11 protein-coding genes are annotated in these 19,641 nt (G+C 74.7%); 5 read left to right on the top strand and 6 right to left on the bottom strand.

All coding sequences use genetic code 11. From position 1 onward, the window contains the following. Positions 1–26: 26 nt before the first annotated feature. Positions 27–2,639 carry a DEAD/DEAH box helicase gene (locus ACFYE3_RS05855; RefSeq protein ID WP_387606938.1) on the bottom strand — a complete coding sequence of 871 codons (2,613 nt, stop codon included), beginning with the start codon at positions 2,637–2,639 and terminating at the stop codon, positions 27–29. Between the two features lie 124 nt (positions 2,640–2,763). On the opposite strand from ACFYE3_RS05855, the gene ACFYE3_RS05850 reads away from it, so the two are divergent. Next, positions 2,764–4,500 carry a formate--tetrahydrofolate ligase gene (locus ACFYE3_RS05850; protein WP_387606935.1) on the top strand — a complete coding sequence of 579 codons (1,737 nt, stop codon included), beginning with the start codon at positions 2,764–2,766 and terminating at the stop codon, positions 4,498–4,500. A 64-nt stretch (positions 4,501–4,564) separates the two neighbouring features. Here the strand turns inward: ACFYE3_RS05850 and ACFYE3_RS05845 are convergent, their stop codons facing one another. Genes ACFYE3_RS05845 through ACFYE3_RS05825 form a run of 5 tightly spaced genes read right to left on the bottom strand, consistent with a single transcriptional unit; the run spans position 4,565 to position 13,211 of the window. After that, positions 4,565–8,038 carry a DUF3376 domain-containing protein gene (locus tag ACFYE3_RS05845; RefSeq protein WP_387606933.1) on the bottom strand — a complete coding sequence of 1,158 codons (3,474 nt, stop codon included), beginning with the start codon at positions 8,036–8,038 and terminating at the stop codon, positions 4,565–4,567. After that, the gene (locus ACFYE3_RS05840) at positions 8,028–9,326 is read right to left on the bottom strand and encodes a glycosyltransferase (protein ID WP_387606931.1); all 1,299 of its coding nucleotides are present in this window, start codon (positions 9,324–9,326) and stop codon (positions 8,028–8,030) included. The genes ACFYE3_RS05845 and ACFYE3_RS05840 overlap by 11 nt, the downstream gene beginning before the upstream one ends. After that, entirely contained in the window at positions 9,323–11,518 is a 2,196-nt protein-coding gene (locus tag ACFYE3_RS05835; protein WP_387606929.1) for a glycosyltransferase, read from the bottom strand. The genes ACFYE3_RS05840 and ACFYE3_RS05835 overlap by 4 nt, the downstream gene beginning before the upstream one ends. A 53-nt stretch (positions 11,519–11,571) precedes the next feature. Then, positions 11,572–12,558: a bile acid:sodium symporter family protein gene (locus tag ACFYE3_RS05830; protein ID WP_387607002.1), complete on the bottom strand. Its 987-nt coding sequence runs from the start codon at positions 12,556–12,558 to the stop codon at positions 11,572–11,574. Then, positions 12,552–13,211: an MBL fold metallo-hydrolase gene (locus ACFYE3_RS05825; RefSeq protein ID WP_387606927.1), complete on the bottom strand. Its 660-nt coding sequence runs from the start codon at positions 13,209–13,211 to the stop codon at positions 12,552–12,554. The genes ACFYE3_RS05830 and ACFYE3_RS05825 overlap by 7 nt, the downstream gene beginning before the upstream one ends. Positions 13,212–13,538: 327 nt before the next feature. Here ACFYE3_RS05825 and ACFYE3_RS05820 point away from each other — a divergent pair, with 327 nt between their 5' ends. From ACFYE3_RS05820 to ACFYE3_RS05805, 4 genes are all read left to right on the top strand, one after another. Further along, entirely contained in the window at positions 13,539–14,132 is a 594-nt protein-coding gene (locus ACFYE3_RS05820; RefSeq protein WP_387606925.1) for a MarR family winged helix-turn-helix transcriptional regulator, read from the top strand. After that, positions 14,129–15,886, top strand: coding sequence for an MDR family MFS transporter (locus tag ACFYE3_RS05815; RefSeq protein ID WP_387606924.1), 1,758 nt, complete (start codon positions 14,129–14,131; stop codon positions 15,884–15,886). Before ACFYE3_RS05820 ends, ACFYE3_RS05815 begins: the two co-directional genes overlap by 4 nt. Before the next feature lie 86 nt (positions 15,887–15,972). Beyond that, positions 15,973–18,936: an excinuclease ABC subunit UvrA gene (uvrA, locus tag ACFYE3_RS05810; RefSeq protein ID WP_387607001.1), complete on the top strand. Its 2,964-nt coding sequence runs from the start codon at positions 15,973–15,975 to the stop codon at positions 18,934–18,936. Beyond that, positions 18,933–19,628: an HAD hydrolase-like protein gene (locus tag ACFYE3_RS05805; protein ID WP_387606922.1), complete on the top strand. Its 696-nt coding sequence runs from the start codon at positions 18,933–18,935 to the stop codon at positions 19,626–19,628. The genes uvrA and ACFYE3_RS05805 overlap by 4 nt, the downstream gene beginning before the upstream one ends. Positions 19,629–19,641: the final 13 nt, after the last annotated feature.

Genomic DNA, 19,641 nt, shown 5'->3' with positions numbered 1-19,641 from the left:
CGGACCGCCGGGCGGGCGGGCCCGGCTCAGCGGCCGGTCTCGGTGACGGGCCCGACGTTGTCCACGACCACGGCGGGGAAGCCGTCCTCGTCCGAGGTCCGCAGGTCGATGCGGGCGTTGATGCCCCAGTCGTGGTGGCCGTCCGGGTCGTCGAAGACCTGCACCACGGTCCAGTACCCCGGCAGGCCCTCGGGCTGCTCGTCGATCCGGATCAGCCCCGGCCCCCTCGACTGGGGGTCCGTGTAGATGTCCTCGTGCTCCGCGAAGTACGCGTCCATCGCGTCCGCCCACCGGTCCCGGTCCCAGCCGTGCTCGCCGTCGAGAGCGCCCAGGACCTTGTCCTTCTCGTCCGCGAACAGCTCGACGCGCTGGAACAGCGCGTTGCGGACCATGACCCGGAAGGCCCGCGGGTTGGACGTGATCACGGGGGGCTGCTCCTCGATGAGCTCCTCGAGGGAGTCCGCGGAGGTGCCCATGGGGGACTCCTCCCCGGCGGCCAGCTTCTCCCACTCGTCGAGCAGCGAGTTGTCGGTCTGCCGGATGAGCTCGCCCAGCCACTCCACGAGGTCCTCGAGGTCCTCCCGGAGCAGGTCCAGCGGCACGGTCTGGCGCAGCGCCTTGTAGGCGTCGGAGAGGTAGCGCAGCAGGATGCCCTCGGACCGGGCGAGGCCGTAGAACTGCACGTAGTCGCCGAACGTCATGGCGCGCTCGTACATGTCCCGCACCACGGACTTGGGCGTCAGCTCGAACTGCGCCACCCACGGGGCGCCGGTGCGGTAGGTCTCGAACGCCTGGCCCAGCAGCTCCTCGAGCGGCTTGGCGTAGCTGACGTCCTCGAGCTCCTTCATCCGCTCGTCGTAGTCGAGGCCCTCCGCCTTCATCGACGCCACGGCCTCCCCGCGGGCCTTCTTCTCCTGCATGTTCAGGACCTGGCGGGGCTTCTCGAGGGTTGCCTCGATGACGGAGACGACGTCCAGGGCGTAGCCGGGGTCCTCCCGGTCCAGCAGGGTGAGGGCGGCGAGGGCGAAGGGGGACAGAGGCTGGTTGAGCGCGAAGTTCTCCTGGAGCTCCACGGTCAGCCGCCAGGTGCGGCCCTCCGCGTCCGGCTCGTCGAGCCTCTCGACGACGCCGGCGGCGCGCAGCTCCTTGAGGATGCCGATGGCCTGCTTCAGCAGGGCGCGCTGCCGCTGGCGCGTCTCGTGGTTGTGGGTCAGCAGGTGCCACGCCGCCAGCACCGGGTCCCCGGGGCGCTGCAGGATGTTGAGCAGCATCGAGTGGGTCACCGTGAAGGACGAGCTCAGCGGTTCCGGCTCGGAGGCGACCAGCGTCTCGAACGTCGGCTTCCCCCAGGACACGAAGCCCTGCGGCGGCTTCTTCCGCACCACCTGCCGCAGCTTCTTCTGGTCGTCGCCGAACTTGGCGTGGGCCTTCTTCATGGCCTTGGTGTTCTCGATGACGTGCTCGGGGGCCTGGACCACCACGGTGCCCGCGGTGTCGTAGCCCGCCCGCCCGGCCCGGCCGGCGATCTGGTGGAACTCGCGGGCGTTGAGCCGGCGGGTGCGCTCGCCGTCGAACTTGGACAGCGCCGTGATGACCACGGTGCGGATGGGCACGTTGATGCCCACCCCCAGGGTGTCGGTGCCGCAGATGACCTTGAGCAGCCCGGTCTGGGCGAGCTGCTCCACGAGCCGGCGGTACTTGGGGAGCATCCCGGCGTGGTGGACCCCGATGCCGTGGCGGACCAGGCGGTTGAGGGTCTTGCCGAAGCCGGCGGAGAAGCGGAACCCGGCGATCAGCTCGCCGATGCGCTCCTTCTCCTCCTTGGTCAGCACGTTGACGGACATCAGGTTCTGGGCCTGGTCCATGGCCTGCAGCTGGGAGAAGTGCACCACGTAGACCGGGGCCTGGTTGGTGCTCAGCAGCTCCTCGAGGGCCTCGTGGATGGGGTCCTCGGACCAGTAGTGGTGCAGCGGGACGGGCCGCTCCGCGGAGGACACCGTCGTCGTCGGGCGCCCCGTGAGCTCCGTGATCCCCTCCTCGAAGCGGGAGACGTCCCCGAGCGTGGCGCTCATGACCAGGAACTGCGCCTGGGGCAGCTCCAGCAGCGGCACCTGCCACGCCCACCCGCGCTGCGGGTCGGAGTAGAAGTGGAACTCGTCCATCACCACGGGCCCCACGTCCGCGTCCCGGCCCTCGCGCAGGGCGACGTTGGCGAGGATCTCCGCGGTGCAGCAGATGATGGGGGCGGCGGCGTTGACCGCGGAGTCGCCGGTGACCATGCCGACGTTCTCCGCGCCGAAGATCCCCACGAGCGAGAAGAACTTCTCGGACACGAGCGCCTTGATCGGGGCGGTGTAGTAGGAGCGCTGCCCGGCGGCGAGACCCGCGAAGTGCGCCGCGACGGCCACCGTGGACTTCCCGGACCCGGTCGGGGTCGCGAGGATCACGTTGGACCCGCTCGCGAACTCGAGCACGGCCTCGTCCTGGGCGGGGTAGAGCTCCATGTCCCGGGAGGCGATCCAGCCGAGGAACCCCTCGTAGACCTCGTCCCCGGACAGGGCGTTGGTGGCGAAGTCGCCGCGGTAGTACGGGTGGCCCGGGGCGCCGAGCTCGGGGGAGAGGGCTTCGAGGAGTTTCATCGTCCTCCACTGTATCGGGACGGCCCGGCCGGGCCTGTGCCGGTACCGCGCCACGGGGACCCGTGCGTCGTCACCGACGGCGGGGCACTCGCCGGGACGCACCCCGGTCCCGCAGACTGGGCGCATGACGCACGTCACAGCCCCGCTGCCCTCGGACCTGGAGATCGCCCAGGCCGCCCGGCCCCGCCCCGTGACCGAGATCGCGGCCGCCGCCGGGATCGCCGCCGACCGCCTGGAGCCCTACGGGCGTTTCGTGGCGAAGGTCGACCCGCGCCCGGACGAGGTGTCCACCCCCGAGGAGGCCGCCGAGCGCAAGCACGCCCGGGGCGTGCGGTACGTCGTGGTCACGTCGCTGACCCCCACGCCGCTCGGCGAGGGGAAGACGGCCACGGCGGTGGGCCTGGCCCAGGGCATGGCGGCCACCGGCCGCTCCGCGGCCCTGACCCTGCGCCAGCCCTCCATGGGCCCCACGTTCGGCATCAAGGGCGGCGCCGCAGGAGCGGGGTACGCCCAGCTGCTGCCGATGGACAAGCTGAACCTGCACCTGACCGGGGACTTCCACGCCGTCACGGCCGCCCACAACCTGCTGGCGGCGATGATCGACAACCACCTGCACCACGGCAACGCCCTGGGCCTGGACGTCCGCTCGATCACGTGGCGGCGGGTCCTCGACGTCAACGACCGGGCGCTGCGCACCGTGGTGGTGGGCCTCGGCGACCACCAGGACGGCGTGCCGCGCCAGACGGGCTTCGACATCACGGCCGCGTCCGAGGTGATGGTGATCCTCTCGCTCGCCACGTCCTTCGCCGACCTGCGCCGCCGGCTGGGCCGGATCGTGGTCGGCGCCACGCACGACGGCGAGCCCGTCTCCGCGGAGGACCTCAAGGCCGCCGGCTCCATGGCCGTGCTGCTGCAGGACGCCTTCCAGCCGAACCTGCTGCAGACCCTCGAGGCGACCCCGGCGCTGGTCCACGCCGGGCCGTTCGGCAACATCGCGACCGGCAACTCCTCCGTGGTCGCCGACTACGTGGCCATGGCCCACGCCGACTACGTCATCACCGAGGCCGGGTTCGGCGCGGACATGGGTCTCGAGCGACTGGTCAACGTCAAGGCCAGGGCCTCCGGCCTGACCCCGGACGCGGCGGTGCTCGTGACCACGGTGCGGGCGCTGAAGACCCACTCCGGCCACTACACCGTGCGCCCGGGCAAGGCGCTGCCGGCCGAGATGCTCCAGGAGAACCCCGAGGACGTGGAGGCGGGGGCGGCCAACCTGCTGCACCACCTGGCGATCGCCCGCTCCTTCGGGATCTCCCCGGTCGTGGCGATCAACGCGTTCCCCGGGGACCACCCCTCGGAGCACGAGGCGATCCGCCGGATCGCCCGGGCGACCGGGGCGGAGGTGGCCGTGTGCACGGCGGTGTCCCAGGGCGGCGCCGGGGCGGCCGAGCTCGCCGACGCCGTGGCTGCCGCGTGCGAGCACCCGGCCGGGTACACCCCGACCTACGGGCTCACCGAGTCCCTCGAGGACAAGCTCACCGCGGTCGCCACCCGCGTCTACGGCGCGGACGGCCTCGAGATCACGCCGGCCGCGGAGCACCAGCTGGCCCGCTACGAGGAGCTCGGCTACGGGGGACTGCCGGTCGTCATCGCCAAGACCCACCTGTCCACCACCGCGGACCCGGCCCGCAAGGGCGCGCCCACCGGGTGGTCCCTGCCGGTCCGGGAGCTGCGCGCCGCCGTGGGCGCCGGCTACCTCTACGCGATCTGCGGGACGATGCGCACCATGCCCGGCCTGGGCACGTCCCCGGCGGCCGAGCGGATCGGGATCGACGACGACGGGCGCGTCACCGGCCTGTTCTGACGCCAGGCTCGTCCGTGGCAGACGTCCGCCGACGCACGCCACGTCCGGCGCACGGCCCACCGGCTCAGCGGCGGGGCAGCAGCTCCTCGCCGGGTCCGTACCGCCGCAGCATGCGCTCCGAGGGCGCCCACCACAGGACGGCCGCCCACGCGTACCCCGCCCCGGCCACGGCCAGGGGGTCCGCCCAGGAGGACCCGGGGCCGTCCGTCCAGGACCACAGGAACCAGGCCGCGGCGCCCCCGAGGGCCGCCGCGGCCACGACGACGACCAGGGCCCGGACGGATCGCACCCATCCCGCCAGGAGCAGGGCCCCGACCACGAGCAGCGCCAGGGCCAGTGCGGCGGCCCGCGGCCCGGCGCCGTCCGGCACGCGGTCCGGGAGCCCGGCCAGGACGGCACCGGCCCAGACCGCCACCGCCACGAGCACCACGAGAGCCGCACGCCCCACCTCGTCCAGGCCCTCGCGGCCCGGCACCCGCACCGCCACGACCGCGGCGAGGCGCTCCAGGGCGAGCGCGGCGAGCACCAGCAGCAGGGCCGCGGCGGCGCGCCCGGACGGCACGGCGGTCCAGAGCGGGAGCAGCAGGGACAGCGCGGCCGCGCCCACGAGGGCGGCGCGCCGCAGCGCGCCGCGGCGGGCGGCGGCGACCTCGCCGGCCGTGACCGGCGCAACGGTGCGCCGTGCGGCCGGGGACCCCGTGCGCGGGGGCGGCCGGACCCCGGCGGCGTCCCGGACGGCCGCCCACCGCCGCGGCGCGCGCCGCCCCGTGCGCAGGAGGGACAGCACCAGCGCCGCGGAACCGGCCGTGAGCAGCGCGGCGCCGGGCCACGCCCAGGCGCTGCCGTCCCCGGCGACCGGGCCCGCGGCCGACCACAGTCCCGCCGCCAGCGCGACGGCGACCAGGGCGGCGCGCACGGGGGTCACCACCGCGGGCACGAGCACGAGCACGGGCTGGAGCACCAGCAGCACGACCTCCCAGACGGGGCGGGGCAGGTCCGGGGTGCCCGCCAGCGCACGCCCCAGCACGCGCACCCCGCGCGAGGCCAGCGAGAGGCGGTGGCCCGGGGCCAGCCGGTCCAGCCCGTCGGCGCTCGCGCCGACCGCCGTCCGCCCGCGCTCGGCCGAGCCGTGTCCGACGTCCCGCAGCAGGGCCTCCTGGAGGCCGGCGACGACGGGGTCGACCGTCGTGGTGCTCCCGGTGGAGGGAGCTCCGGCCGCGCCGGGCGAGGGCGCCGGGGGCGGTGCCGGGAGCTCGCGCAGGAACCCGGCGACGCCGGCCGCCGCGTCGAGGCGCCCCCACCACCAGTCGTTGGCCCGCCAGTCCCCGGCCAGGAACCCCCGGAAGTTCAGCAGACCGGCCCCGGCCAGCTTGGCGCTCGCCGGCACCTGCCCCTCGCCGTCCGTGAGCAGCCGCGCGAGCTCCGCGGCCCCCGCCCCCGGCGCGTCGAGGGCCTCCTGGAGACGGTGACGGGTGAGCGACGTCCGGAGGGCGGGGAACGTGCCCGCGGCCGCGGGGGCCTGGTCCCCGCGGATCTCGCCGTAGGACACCCGGGACACCGCGGCGGGGATCCCGGCGGCGGCCAGGAGCGGAGGCAGGTCCACGGCGGCCGGCGCCGTGTCCCCGGCGGGGATCCTCGACCAGGGGGACGCCTCCCAGGCCGCCCGCCGCGCCGACCCACCGGGGACGTCGGGGTCCAGGTGCCCGTCCACTGCGGCGTGCAGGCTCCGCAGCCCGTCCACCACCGCGTCGAGCTCGGCCCAGGAGGCGGCCGTCGGCCGGTGCTCCGCGCCGGCCGCGCCCAGCCAGGGGTCGACGACTCCCGTGAGCTCCGCCGCCGGGTCGGCGCCGGCGGCCAGCACGGCGTGGAACCGCCGGTCGCGCTCGTGGCGGGCGACCGCCAGCACCCGGTAGGCGCGCTCTCGGGCGAGGGCCGTGTCGAAGCCCCCGGCGGAACCGGTCAGCCCGTCCAGGCCCAGCTCCTCCAGGACGCGCACCCAGGACAGCGCGCAGGACGCCGCGTCGAACAGCGCCTGCGCTCCCCGCAGCATCGCCGCGGCGGAGGGGTCGTCGAGCGGGCCCTGGGAGAGTGCGTCGTAGCGCCGGAGCAGCTCCGTCCGCAACGGCTCGAGCGCACGGGGCGGCCGGGACCGCAGGGCGTCGCGCCGGGCCAGGGTCGAGGTGAGCTGCCACTCCGCGGGGCGGGTCAGGAGGCGGGACAGCAGGTCGGCATCGGTCCGGGCCCGGTAGCGCAGATAGGCCCGGCGGCGCTCCACGAGCGACGCCTCGTCCCAGCACCCGATCAGGGCCGCGAGGGGGTGCAGGCGACCGCGGGCCACGAGCTGGGCGTCCAGGTAGTCGGACAGGGCCAGCACCTCGTCGTCGTCCGACTCCCGCCGGGGCAGCCGGGCCGCCGTGGCGGCGAGCGTGCCCACGAGGCGAGGGAGGTCGCGCTCGAAGGGCACCTGGCGCTCGCGGTGGGGCGGGTCCGGGTCGAGGTACAGCAGGCCCCGGTCGGCGTGCCGCAGGGACGTCCTGGTGCGAGCGACCTCGAGGGCCCGGTCGATGGGGATGTTGTCGAAGACGCCGCCGTCGACCACGTGGTAGGGCAGCTCGGCGGGGTCGCGGTGCGCGCCGAACGCGTGGCTCAGATCCGGACGCCCGGCCGCCGGGCCCGGAGCGCCCAGCGGTCCCGGGGTCGGGGCGGCCCACACCGAGGCCGGCTCGAAGGCCCCGGGGAAGGAGGCCGTCGCCCGGGCGGCGTAGGCCAGCCGGGACAGCGCGGCCGCGGCCTCCGCGGGGCCGCTGTCCCGCCCCGGGATGCCGTTGTCCGGGGACGGGGCGGGGGAGCCGGGCTCCGGGGAGGAGAAGTGGAAGTCGCCCCGCCCCTCCGCCGACGCGCTGTAGGGGGAGGGGTCGCTGTCCAGGACCGTGGCGGAGAGCTCGACCGAGACGTGCTCCGCCTCCAGGTCCGGGTGGTGCTCCGCACTGCCCCGGAGCGCCTGGAGCGCCTGGAGCAGCTGCGGCCACAGGTAGTCGTCGCCGCGCAGCAGGGAGTCCACGGGGTGCCGGCCGAGCGGGCGCAGCAGCCGGCCGAGGGCGCCGTGCTCCGCCCAGATCCGGCCGAGGGCGTCCAGGTCGGAGCCCGCGCGCTGGGCGACCGCGTGCACCACGCCGTTGAGCCCGCCGGCGCTGGCCCCGGCCAGGAGGTCGAGCTCCACGCGGTCGTAGCCGGCGTCCGCGAGCAGCCGCGCGTACACCGCCGCGCGCTCCTCGAGCCGGGGGTCAGCGGTCGTCGAGGGGTGCAGGAGATAGGCGTGCAGCGCCCCGCCGCCGTCCCGGTAAAGCCGGATCCGGCGCAGGAGGTCCAGCTCCGCCACCGCGCCGCCGATCCACACGGCGAGGCTCACGCCGCCGCGCATGGCGAGGGCGAGCCGGAGCGTGCGGCCGAACGCCGGCGCCTGCCCGGCCGCCGCCTCGGCGAGCCGCCGGGACGGCGGCAGGACCGTCAGCGGCAGGGCCGGGGGCTCATCCGACAAGGGCCGCGAACGCCCGGCCCGGCCCGGGCCGGCGGGTCAGGTCGTGCCGGAGGTCCTCGAGGGCCCCGCGCCGTTCGTGGTCCTCGTCGAGCAGCGCGGCCACGGCGTCCCGCACCTCGGCGGTCGACAGGGCGTGGGGATCGAGCACCGTCCCGAGCCCTGCCGCCTCGAGGGCCGCCGCTCCGGCGAACTGGTCCGTGGACATCGGCAGCAGGAGCAGGGGCACCCCGGCGGTGAGCGCCTCGGTCACGCTGTTGTTCCCGCCGTGGGAGACCGCGACGGCCGCCCGGCGCAGCAGGGTGACCTGCGGCAGGGTGCCCCGCACGAGCCAGGAGCCCGGGACCCGTCCGAGGTCGGACGGCCGGGTCGACCCGGCCGCGAGGGCGACCCGCACGTCCAGGCCGCGGAGGGCCTCGGCGACCCGGGAGAGCACGTCCCCGCGCAAGGACAGGAAGCTGCCCAGGCTAATGTACACGATCGGGCGGTCCGAGCCGGCCAGCCACGCGGCCACTTCGGGGTCCTCGGCCTCCTCCCGGACGGCGGAGCCGAGGAACGTGTGCTCGGGCAGCGCCCGGGTCCGGTGCTCGTCGTGGAGCTCGCCCGGATAGTTGAGCAGGAGGTCGTCGCCGGTCTCCGCGAAGGCGTCGGCGCTCTCCGGGGACCCCGGGGCGATCTGTTGCAGGGCGTCGTTCCACTGCTCGGTGAACTCGTCCCGCACGGACGAGCACAGCCGGTGCAGCGCCTCGAGCTCGGCCGGGGACGGGCGCAGCCGGCCGGGCCACGCGGGCGGGTGCCCGTAGACCTCGTCGGCCACCGTCAGCGCCGAGGGGTGGCCCAGCACCACGTCGGCGTGCCGGATCCCGGCGCTCGTCAGCGCCAGGCGCGCCGCGAAGGCCAGGTGGTCCACGACCACCTGGTCCGGCCGGACGCGGTCCACCACGCCCTGGACGCGCCGGGCCGTGCCCAGTGGGTCCCAGAGCAGGTCGTCGCGCCGGGCCCGCGCCTGGAAGGCCAGGGTCTCGGCGGGGCCGCGGCGGGTGGCGGCGAAGAAGCCGCGCAGCGCGTCGTCCTCCCCGGGCGGCTGCTCCTCCGCCCGGATGACCCCGGGGTTGGAGCCGCGGCCCAGCGGCAGGATCTCGACCTCGAAGCCGACGTCCCGGGCGATGGCCGCCGTCGCGGGGCCGGTGGCCACGACCACCCGCTCCCCGGCGTCCCGCCACGCGGTGGCCAGGGTCGCGAGGGGGAACAGGTGGGACGCGTAGTCGGGGCTGATCACGAGCAGGGTCACGGGGTGGGGCTCCTGTCGGCCGCGTGCGCCACGGGGTGGTCGTAGACGGAGGTGAGGGTGCTCGCCATGACCTCGATGCTGAAGCGTTCGCGGACCATGGCGCGGGCCGACTCGGCGCCGCCCTGCGCGTCGGGGCGTGCCGCCAGGTCGAGGGCGCGGGCCACGGCCCGGGACAGCGCGGCGGGGTCACGGGTGTCGACGAGGACGCCGGTGACGCCGTCCTCCACGAAGGTGGCCGGCCCACCGGCGTCGGGCGCCACGACCGGCAGACCGCTGGCCAGGGCCTCGACGAGCGCCACCCCGAACTCCTCCTTGAGGCTCGCACAGACGTAGGCGCCCGCGGGGGAGGCCAGGCCCGGCCGGCCCGGCCGCACGGCGGCGAGCCAGGCGACCACCGTGGCGTGGGGCCGGTGGCCGGCGAGCAGCAGGCCGGCGGACGCGGCCTCGTCCCGGGGGAGTGCCGCGTCGATGCGGGTGAGCTGCTCGCGCTCCTCGGCGGAGGGGGACGCGAGGTCCCCGCCCACGACGAGGAGGTTGCAGCGGGCGCGCAGCGCGGCGTTCCCGGCCCACGCCTCGACGAGCGCGGCCGTGCCCTTCACCCGGTGCAGGCGGCCCACCGTGACCACGAGCGGCAGCCCGCGCCGCGCGGCGGGCAGGGCCGCCAGGACGGTGTCGAGCTCGTCGAGCTGCGGGCCGGCGCCGGCCCGCACCTGCTCGGCGGCACGGTCCACGGCGCCCAGATCGATGCCCTCCGGCACGACCGTGCACCGCCCGGGTTCGTCCGGGTCGACATCGAGCAGCGCGCGGGCGTCCCGGGCCAGGTCCGGCCGGGGGAACAGCACCACGTACTCGGCCCCCGCCGCGAGGTCGGCGAGCAGGCGCACGCGGAACCACAGGTGCTCCACGGAGTCGGCGGCGCCGAAGCCGGCGCGGTCCAGGGTGCCGGCGGCCTCCCGGGCGGCGACGAGCGCGTGCGGGTCGGGGGCCATCGTGAGCACCCACGGGATGCCGAGCTCCGCGGCCACCGCCCCGGCGGCCATCGAGCCGACGTCCGCCATCCGCAGGTGCAGGACGTCCACGGGGCCGGACCTGCGCAGCACGCGCCGCAGTCCCCGCTCCGCGGCCACCCGCCGGGGCCAGGCGTCCGCCATGTGCACCGGGGGACCGGCGAAGGGGACGACGCCGAAGGCGTGCCCCGGCCCCGTCGGGCGCGGCAGCGCCTGCCGTGCCTCGTCGTGCGTGCCGCGGGACACCGTGAGCACCCGCGCGACGCCGCCGGAGGCGTGCCGGGCGACCAGGGCGGCACCCAGCTGGGCGAGCAGCGTGGCGATCCCGCCGTTGTCCCCCCGCCCGGAGAAGGTGAGGTCCCGGTCGATCTCCGCGTGCAGGAACGGCTGCAGGACGGTGATACCGTCCCGGCCGGTCGCCGGGGCGGGATCCGCGGTGTCGTGAAGCTCTGCCAGGGCGAGCCGGGCCGCGGCGGCCAGCGGCCCGGTCGCGCGGGCGCACGCCCGGGCGAGGTCGCCCAGGCCGGCCACGGTCCCGGAGCCGGCCTGCCACCGGTCCACGAGGGCCTCGTGGGCGGCTCCACGGACGTCCTGGTGCTCGTCGGACCGGCCGGCCAGGGCGCGGAGGTGCGCGGCGGGCCCGCTCCCGGGGACGAGGCCGAGGGTCTCGGCGATCCGCGTGCGGGGGCCGGGGGCGACAGCTCCCGCGAGGGCGTGCTCCAGGGCGGCGCCGACCTCGTCCGGCGCCGCCGGGGCCCAGGCCTGCAGGGTGCGCTGGGCCAGCATGCCGGTGAAGCCGCCGCCGGCGACGAGGTCGGCGAGGGGGGCTGCGGCGCGGGGGAGGGGGGCGCGGTCGGCGAGGGCCCGCGCGGTGTGCTCCCGCAGCCACGGCTCGTCGGCGCCGAGGAGCGCGGTGAGGAGCGTGTCCGCCCGGGGCCCCGGCACGGAGGCGAGGGCGTGGACGGCGGCGATCGCCGCGAGCTGGTCGTCGCGCCGGCGGATCTCCTCCGCCAGCACGGGGAGGGCCCCGGTGGGATCCTGCCGGGCCGCCAGGACCACATGCTCCGTGCGGCGGATGCCGTCGAGGATCGAGGGGGCGCGCCGGACGGCCTCGAGGGCCTCGTGCGTCGCCGCACCCGTGCGCTCCGCGCTCGTGGTCGGGGCGCGGGGCGCGGCGAAGATCATGGGGCTCACGGTAGCCGAGGCCCGATCCCGCGCACAGCGGGTCCCGGGGATTCTCAGGCTCCTGGGAGCCGGCGTGCGGCCCGGGCGTCGGCGCGGCGGCAGAGCACGGCGAACAGGGCGCCCGAGAGGTTGTGCCAGACCGAGAAGACCGCGGCCGGCAGGGCCGCCAGGGGGTTCATGTACTGGGCGGCCAGACCGGCGGCCAGCCCGGAGTTCTGCATGCCCACCTCCACGGCGGTGGTGCGGCGCACGGCGATCGGCTGCCGCGTCACCGCGCCCACCAGATGGCCCAGGGCCAGGCCGAGGACGTTGTGCAGGGCCACGGCCGCGAGCACGAGCAGGCCCGCCTCGACGATCCTGTCGGCGCTGCCCGAGACGACGATGGCCACGATCAGGGCGATCGCCGCGACCGACACCCACGGCAGGACGGGCAGGGCGCGCTCGACCAGGCGGGGCACCAGCAGGCGCACGGCCAGGCCCGCGACGACGGGCAGGAGCACGATCTTGGTGATCGACCACGCCATGGCCCCGCCGTCCACCGGCAGGTACTGCCCGGCCAGCCACAGGGTCAGGAGGGGAGTGAGCAGCGGCGCCAGTAGCGTGGAGATCGAGGTCATCGCGACCGACAGGGCCACGTCACCGCGGGCGAGGTAGGCGACCACGTTCGAAGCCGTGCCGCCGGGTGCGCAGCCCACCAGGATCACGCCCGCGGCGAGCTCCGGCGGCAGCTGCAGCACGAACACCACGAGCAGCGCCACGAGGGGCATGACCACGTACTGCGCCGCGACACCGAGCAGCACCGGCAGCGGCCGCTTCGCCACGAGCGCGAAGTCCACGGGACGCAGGGTCAGGCCCATGCCGAACATGACCACTCCCAGCAGGGGGTTGATCCATCCCGACAGCCCGTTCACGGCACCGGGGGCCAGGAACCCCACGAGCCCGCCCGCGAGGACGAGCACGGGGAAGAGCAGGACGGCGGTGTAGGCGCTGCGGTCGGGGGCCGTGGTCTCGGTCGCGGTGGTGGGGCCGGTGCTCACCACCCGCGGGCCCGCCACTCGTCGAGGTGCGGACGCTCCGCCCCCAGCGTGGTGGGCCCGCCGTGGCCGGGGTGGACCACGGTGTCGTCGTCGAAGCGGTCGAAGACGCGCTCGGTGACGTCGTCGATCAGCTGCCGGAAGTCCTCGGGGCTGTTGGTCTTGCCCACGCCGCCGGGGAAGAGGGAGTCGCCGGAGAAGATGTGCGCCGGTCCCTGCGGGTCGCGGTAGACCAGGGCGATCGAGCCGGGGGTGTGCCCGCGCAGGCCGATGACCTCGAGGTCGAAGCCGTCGAACTCGGCGGTGTCGCCGTCCTCGAAGGTCAGGTCCATGGACACGGCGATGTCGGGCTCGTCGTCGGCACCGCACGCCGTCATGGCCTCGGAGCGGGACTTGACCTCCTCGAGGGCGCGGACGTGGTCCCAGTGCGAGTGCGTGGTGACGATGAGCTGGAGATTGCCGTAGGTCTGCGAGCAGTCGCCGTTGCCGGCGCCCACGAGGCCGGCGATGGCCCGGGCGTCGTCGGCCGCGTCGATGAGGACCTGCGTGCCCTCGTCCTTGGAGGTGAGCAGATAGACGTTGTTGTCCATCTCGCTCACGGAGATCCGGCGAATCGTGACCTCGGCGAGGTCGGTGACCTCCGTCTTCGTTGCGATCATGAGGACGAAGGTACTCCCGTGTCTGGGCACTGGCCAATCGCGGGCACACCGGCGGCCCGGACCGTGGGCGATCGGCGTCCCCGGGCTCACCGCGGGCGCTGTCCCCGGCTCGGAGGATCCGGACGGTGTGTCCGACGGCACGGGCTCCGGGCTTGGCATCTTCAGCCGACGCCGATAAAGTTGCGTGAGGCAACAAATTATCAGGGCATCCGCTGGCACCACGCCCGCGTCGTCGTCGACGCGGTCCCCGCGACGTACGGGGCGTGCCGACCGGGTGCCCCTCCGTCGTTGCCGCCCGACACGTTCCCGACCCCGGAGGAGCCCCCGTTGCCCGTCTCCCACGACACCGCCGTGGAGCTGGTGCGCGACCTGCTGGAGCTGCAGCGCGTCATGAAGCGCGTGACCAAGACCGACGCCGGCCCGCGCCGGCTCAACCCCACGGCGATCGCCCTGCTCTACTACCTCGACAGCAACGGGCCCCGCCGGGCCACCGTGATGGCCTCCGAGACCGGGCTCGGGCCCTCCGGGCTGAGCCGCCAGCTGGCCGTCCTCGAAGAGGAGGGCCACGTGGAGCGCACCCCCGACCCCGACGACGGGCGCGCCGCGCTCGTGGCCATCACGGAGCGGGGCCGGGACCAGGTCCGGACCGCGCTGGAGCAGGACGCCCAGCGTCTCGCCGCGCGGCTCGAGGGCTGGGACGAGGACCAGGCCCGCACCAGCCGAGGAGCCATCAACGAGATCACCACCGTCTTCCTGAGCTCCCTCGGCGTGGAGCGCACCACGTCCTGCCGGGGCCGGCAGGAAGCGGGCCGCGCCGGGGCGACCGCCGGGGAGGGCGGCGCCGACGGGGAGCACACCGGCCGGGAGCGCACCGACCAGGGCCACGCAGACCGAGAGCACGAGGAGCAGACCGCACCATGACGTCACAGCAACCGACCGCCGCACCGGGCGGGGGGACCGGCGCCTCCCACCAGGAGGTCATGCGGGCGCTCACGGGGATCCTCTCGGTGTTCTTCATGGCGATGGTCACCCTCACGATCATCGGCACGGCCCTGCCCGTGATCATGGCCGACCTCGGCGGGGACCAGACGTCGCTGTCCTGGACGGTCACCGGCACCCTGCTCGCCAACGCCGCGACCACGCCCGTGTGGGGCAAGCTCGCCGACCTCTTCGACAAGAAGAAGCTGCTGCAGCTGTCCATCGTGATCTTCGTGCTCGGCTCGGCCATGGCCGGGCTGGCGCCGACCATCGAGTTCCTCATCCTGGCCCGCGTGGTCCAGGGCGTGGCCATGGGCGGGATCATGGCCCTGGCCATGACCATCATGGGCACGATCATCCCGCCCCGGGAGCGCGGCCGCTACGCCGGCTACATGGGCGCGGTCATGGCCGTGGCCACCTCTGCCGGCCCGCTGCTCGGCGGGCTGATCGTGGACCTCTTCGGCTGGCGCTGGGTGTTCCTCATCCCCGCTCCGCTGGCGGTCCTGGCGGCCGTGCTCGTGCACCGCACCCTGCGCATCCCGCCGCAGGCGCCCCGGAAGGTCAGCATCGACTGGCTCGGCATCGCGCTGCTGATCGTCTCGGCCTCCGCGCTGCTGCTGTGGGTGTCCCTGGCCGGCCAGCCGGGGATGTTCGAGTGGGTCTCGCCGACCTCGGCGGCCCTCGTCGCCACCGCGCTCGTGGGCACCGTGCTGTTCGTGCTCGTGGAGCAGCGCGCCGCCGAGCCCGTCCTGCCCATCCGGGTGGTCACCGAGCGCACCACCGCGCTGGCCATCCTCGCGGCCATCGCCACCGGCGGGGCCATGTTCGCCTCGACCACCTACCTGGGCCAGTACTTCCAGCTGGGTCAGGGCTTCAGCCCCACCATGGCCGGGATGCTCATGCTCCCGCAGGTGTTCGGCTCCCTCGTGGGCGCCACGGTCGCCGGGCAGCTGATCACCCGCTACGGGCGGTGGAAGATCATCCTGGTGGTCGCCGCCGTGCTGATGTCCACGGGCCTGTTCCTCGCCGCGACGCTGACGCACGACACCGCGCTGTGGGCCGTGAGCGTCTTCATCTTCCTCGTGGGCCTCGGCATCGGCGCGCTGAACCAGAACCTGGTCCTGGCGGTGCAGAACACCGTGGGCCTGAAGGACATGGGCGCGGCGTCCTCGTCGGTCGCGTTCTTCCGCACCATGGGCGGCGCCGTGGCGGTCGCCGTGTTCGGCGCCCTCATGAGCTCCCACCTCGCCCGGCAGCTCGCCGAGAGCACCCGGGCCCGGGGCGGGGACCCCGCCGCCGTGGACAGCTCCACGATGGACCTGGAGTCGCTGCCCGCCTCCGTGGAGGGCGTGGTGCGCGAGGCCTACGGCACGGGCACCGGTCTCGTGTTCCTGGTCGCCGCGGTCGCGTCCCTGGTGACCCTGCTCGCGGTGCTCCTCATCAAGGAGGTCCCGCTGCGCCGCACCGTGGACATCGTCGAGGTGGACCCCGCCACGGGCCGGCTCAAGGTCGTCACCCGCACCGTCGACGCCCGCGAGGTCCGCCGGCAGCAGCAGGCCGCGGCCGGCCCGGCCCCCGGGGAGGCCGCTCCGCACGCGGACGCCGCCACCCCCGCACCGGAGGGCTCCTCCGCCGGCAGAGCGGCCCGCGAGCTCGTCCGCGAGGACACCTCCACCGGCCCCGTGGACCGGGTGTGAAGCCGCCCACGGACCCGGCCTCGATGTCCGAGCCCGGTACTAGAGTGGAGGGCGTGTCTGATCCGATCCCCGCGTCCACCCTGGTCATGAACCCGTCGACCGAGCCCTCCGAAGCCCTCGACGGGCCGGTGACCGCCACCGGCGCCCGGACCGGCCGCCGGTCCGACCTCACCGAGATCGTGGTGCAGGGGGCGCGCGAGCACAACCTCGACAACGTCTCGCTGACCGTGCCGCGGGACGCCATGGTCGTGTTCACGGGGCTGTCCGGCTCCGGGAAGTCGTCGCTGGCGTTCGACACGATCTTCGCCGAGGGCCAGCGCCGCTACGTCGAGTCCCTGTCCTCCTACGCCCGGATGTTCCTGGGCCGGGTGGACAAGCCGGACGTCGACTTCATCGAGGGCCTGTCCCCGGCGGTGTCCATCGACCAGAAGTCCACCTCCCGCAACCCGCGCTCCACCGTGGGCACGATCACCGAGATCTACGACTACATGCGCCTCCTGTGGGCGCGCGTCGGCCACCCGCACTGCCCCGAGTGCGGCGAGGCGATCCGGAAGCAGACCCCGCAGCAGATCGTGGACCAGCTCCTCGAGATGCCGGAGACGACCCGCTTCCAGGTCCTCGCGCCCGTGGTGCGCGAGCGCAAGGGCGAGTTCGTGGACCTCTTCCAGGAGCTCTCCGCGAAGGGCTTCTCCCGCGCCACCGTGGACGGCGAGACGGTCCAGCTCTCGGACCCGCCCAAGCTCAAGAAGCAGTTCAAGCACACCATCGAGGTGGTCGTGGACCGGCTCGTGGTCAAGGAGGGCATCCGCCAGCGCCTGACCGACTCCGTCGAGACGGCGCTGGGCCTCGCCGAGGGGCGCGTCGTCGTCGAGCTCGTGCCCCGCACGGACGAGGAGATCGCCCACCCGCTGGAGCTGCGCCGCCCGTTCTCCGAGAACCTCGCCTGCCCCAACGAGCACCCCCTGCAGGCCGACGAGATCGAGCCCCGGTCCTTCTCCTTCAACGCCCCGTTCGGCGCCTGCCCGGAGTGCGACGGCATCGGCTCGCGCCTCGAGGTCGACGAGGAGCTCGTGGTCCCCAACCCCGACCTGTCCCTCGTGGAGGGCGCGATCGCCCCGTGGTCGCTCGGCAAGGCCACCAGCGAGTACTGGAACCGCCTGCTCGCCGGGCTGGGCCAGGAGCTCGGCTTCGACCTGGTCACCCCGTGGGGCAAGCTGCCCGCCAAGGCCCGCAGGGCGATCCTCGAGGGCAAGGACTACCAGGTCACCGTGGCCTACCGGAACCGGTTCGGCCGGGAGCGCCGCTACACCCAGGGCTTCGAGGGCGTGATCGGCTACATCAAGCGCAAGCACGCGGAGACCGAGTCGGACAACGCCAAGGACCGCTACGAGCAGTACATGCGCCAGGTGGCCTGCCCGGCCTGCGACGGCGCCCGGCTGAACCCGACCATGCTCGCCGTGACCGTGGGCGGGAAGAACATCGCCGAGACCACCCGGATGCCCATGCGGGACGCCCACGCGTTCTTCCGGGACCTGGAGCTCAGCACCCGGGAGACGAAGATCGGCGAGCAGGTGCTCAAGGAGATCCAGGCGCGCCTGACGTTCCTCGTGGACGTGGGCCTGGACTACCTCAACCTCGAGCGCGCCGCCGCGACGCTGTCCGGCGGCGAGGCCCAGCGCATCCGCCTGGCCACCCAGATCGGGGCCGGGCTCGTGGGCGTGCTCTACGTCCTGGACGAGCCCTCGATCGGGCTGCACCAGCGGGACAATCGCCGGCTCATCGGCACCCTGACCAAGCTGCGGGACATGGGCAACACCCTGATCGTGGTCGAGCACGACGAGGACACCATCCGCGAAGCCGACTGGGTCGTGGACGTCGGCCCCGGCGCCGGCGAGCGCGGCGGGCGCGTGGTGCACTCCGGGACCTACGAGGAGCTCCTGGCCAACGAGGAGTCCATCACGGCGGACTACCTCTCCGGCCGCCGGGTCATCCGGGTGCCCGCGCAGCGGCGCGCGATCGACCGCAGGCGGATGCTCAAGGTCGTCGGCGCGCGGGAGAACAACCTGCGCGGCATCGACGTCTCCTTCCCGCTGGGCGTGCTGACCGCCGTGACGGGGGTGTCCGGGTCCGGGAAGTCCACGCTGGTCAACGACATCCTCTACACGGCACTGGCCAACAAGCTCAACGGGGCCAAGCAGGTCCCCGGCCGGCACAAGCGGATCGACGGCGTGGACCAGCTCGACAAGGTGGTGCACGTGGACCAGAGCCCCATCGGCCGGACCCCGCGCTCCAACCCCGCGACGTACACGGGCGTGTTCGACCACATCCGCAAGCTCTTCGCCGAGACCCCGGAGGCCAAGGTGCGCGGCTACCAGGCCGGCAGGTTCTCCTTCAACGTCAAGGGCGGGCGCTGCGAGGCGTGCTCCGGTGACGGCACCATCAAGATCGAGATGAACTTCCTGCCGGACGTCTACGTCCCGTGCGAGGTGTGCAAGGGGGACCGGTACAACCGGGAGACCCTCGAGGTGCACTACAAGGGGAAGACGATCGCCGAGGTCCTGGCGATGCCGATCGAGGAGGCCGCCGAGTTCTTCAAGGCGTTCGGCCCGATCGCCCGCCACCTCAACACCCTCGTGGACGTCGGCCTCGGCTACGTCCGGCTGGGCCAGCCCGCCACGACCCTGTCCGGCGGCGAGGCCCAGCGCGTGAAGCTGGGCGCGGAGCTGCAGAAGCGCTCCAACGGCCGCTCCATCTACGTGCTGGACGAGCCCACCACCGGCCTGCACTTCGAGGACATCCGCAAGCTGCTGCTCGTGCTGCAGGGGCTCGTGGACAAGGGCAACACCGTGATGACCATCGAGCACAACCTGGACGTCATCAAGTCCGCCGACTGGATCGTGGACCTCGGCCCGGACGGCGGCTCCGGCGGCGGCCGGGTCGTGGCCGAGGGCACCCCGGAGCAGGTGGCCCGGAACGCGGACAGCCACACCGGCCGGTTCCTCGCCGAGGTGCTCGGCGAGCGCCCCGGCCCCGCGGGGGCCGCCCGATGACCGCCCCCGTGGTGCTCTGGGACCTCGACGGCACCCTCCTGGACCCGGCAGGGGCCATCACCGGGGGCATCGCCCGGGCCCTGGCCGAGCACGGCCACGCCGTGCCCGAGGACCTGCGACGGTTCGTGGGCCCGCCCGTGGGCTTCTCCCTGCGGACCTTCACCGACGTCCCGGAGGAGGAGATCCCGCGCGTGGTCGCCACCTACCGGGCCCGCTACCGCACCGAGGGGCTCGCGCAGACCCGCGTCTACCCCGGGGTGGAGGAGCTCCTGGCGCGCCTGCTCGGCGCCGGCGTGCGGATGGCCGTGGCCACCCAGAAGCCCGAGCCCACCGCCGAGCTCGCGGTCGAGAAGCTCGGGCTCGGCCGGTGGTTCGAGACCGTCTCGGGGGCCGCCGACGACGCCGCGACCGCCCCGCGCGACGGCCTGGCCCACGACAAGCCCGCCATCATCGCCGAGGCCCTGCGCCGGCTCGGCGTGGACGCCCCGGACCCCGCGCGCACGGTGATGATCGGGGACCGCCGCTACGACGCCGAGGGCGCGGCCGCGCACGGGATCGACTGCCTGGGCGTCGCCTGGGGCTTCGCCGACGAGGGCGAGCTGGGGACCGGCTTCGCCGCCGTGGCCCGGGACGCCGCCGAGCTCGGGGAGCTGCTGGCCCGGTACACCGCCCCGGCCCCGACCGGCCGCTGAGGGGGACCGGACC

Origin of the sequence: Kocuria arenosa (assembly GCF_042879215.1) — a bacterium.
Taxonomy (GTDB): domain Bacteria; phylum Actinomycetota; class Actinomycetes; order Actinomycetales; family Micrococcaceae; genus Kocuria; species Kocuria arenosa.
Note: the sequence above shows the minus strand (reverse complement) of the source record. Positions and strands in the feature narration are given on the sequence as shown.